The 1216-nt window shown below is 72.5% G+C and carries 1 protein-coding gene and 1 pseudogene; both read left to right on the forward strand.

Annotated elements, in window-relative coordinates:
* Nucleotides 1-43 precede the first annotated feature (43 nt).
* On the forward strand, nt 44-988 hold the full coding sequence (locus FNH08_RS50310; RefSeq protein WP_152778720.1) for an ABC transporter ATP-binding protein: 945 nt from the start codon (nt 44-46) through the stop codon (nt 986-988).
* Nucleotides 975-1216 (forward strand): annotated as a pseudogene (locus FNH08_RS50315) (ABC transporter permease); the annotation flags it as partial. The gene FNH08_RS50310 and the pseudogene FNH08_RS50315, both read left to right, overlap by 14 nt.

The following is a 1216-nucleotide window of genomic DNA, read 5'->3' on the forward strand; positions in this document are numbered from 1 at the left end:
GCCGAATGCCGCCCCAGCCCGTCGGCCGTACCCGAGGGAAGCCATGACGGACGCGAGTGTCATTCACACCCAGGGTCTGACCAAGACCTTCCGCGGCGGCCAAGTGGCCGTGGACCACCTGGAACTCACGGTTCCCAGCGGCAGCGTCTTCGGCTTCCTCGGACCGAACGGCTCCGGCAAGACCACCACCATCCGCATGCTGATGGGCCTGATCGAGCCCACGTCGGGCACCGCCCGGGTGCTCGGCCGGCCCATGCCGGGCGCCGCCCGCACCGTACTGCCGCAGGTGGGCGCCCTCATCGAAGGGCCCGCGCTGTACGGCTTCCTCTCCGGCCGGGACAACCTGCTGCGGTACGACGCCGCCGATCCCACCGCCGACCCGCGCACCCGGCGTACGCGGGTCGCGGCCGCGCTGGAGCGGGTGGGGCTGACAGCGGCCGCGGGCAAGAAGTCGAAGGCGTACTCGCTGGGCATGAAACAGCGGCTGGGCCTGGCGGCGGCGCTGCTCCAGCCGCGCAGACTGCTCGTCCTCGACGAGCCGACGAACGGGCTGGACCCGCAGGGGATGAGGGAGATCCGTTCCCTGGTGCGGGAGTTGGCGTCCGACGGCACCACCGTCTTCCTCTCCTCCCACCTCCTCGACGAGATCGAGCAGGTGTGCACGCACGCCGCCGTGATGGCCCAGGGGCGACTGATCACCCAGGGCGCGGTGGCCGACCTCGCGGCCGGGGCGCGCGGACGGCTGGTCGTGACCACACCGGACACCGGGGACGCGGCCCGGGTGCTCAAGGAGCAGGGTGTCGGCGATGTCGTCGTGACGGAGGAGCAGGTGACGGGCGAGCCTCCGGGCCCGGACCGCGACCTCGCCGAGGTGAACGCGGCGCTGGTGACAGCCGGAGTCCGCGTACGGGGCTTCGCGGTCGAACGGGCCTCTCTGGAGGACGCGTTCGTGGCGCTGACGGGGGAGGGGTTCGATGTCGCGGGCTGAACCGACGAAGGCTGAACTGGTGAAGGCCGAGCCGACGCCGGGGACGGACCCGCGCAGGCCGAGTCCGCTGTGGACGTTCGGGCTCTTCCGCAACGAGCTCGTCACCACCTTCCGCCGCTGGCGCACCCTCGCGCTGCTCGCCGTCCTCGCGGGCGTACCCATCCTGGTGGGCGTGGCCGTGAAGATCGAGACAGGTGACGGCGCGTCGGGCGGCGGCGGGGGAGGCGG

The sequence above is a fragment of the Streptomyces spongiae genome (assembly GCF_009377185.1).
Lineage (GTDB): Bacteria > Actinomycetota > Actinomycetes > Streptomycetales > Streptomycetaceae > Streptomyces > Streptomyces spongiae.

Excerpts from the sequence above, each read along its gene's own strand:
- FNH08_RS50310 (WP_152778720.1), top strand. The coding sequence starts at position 44 with ATGACGGACGCGAGTGTCATTCACACCCAGGGTCTGACCAAGACCTTC.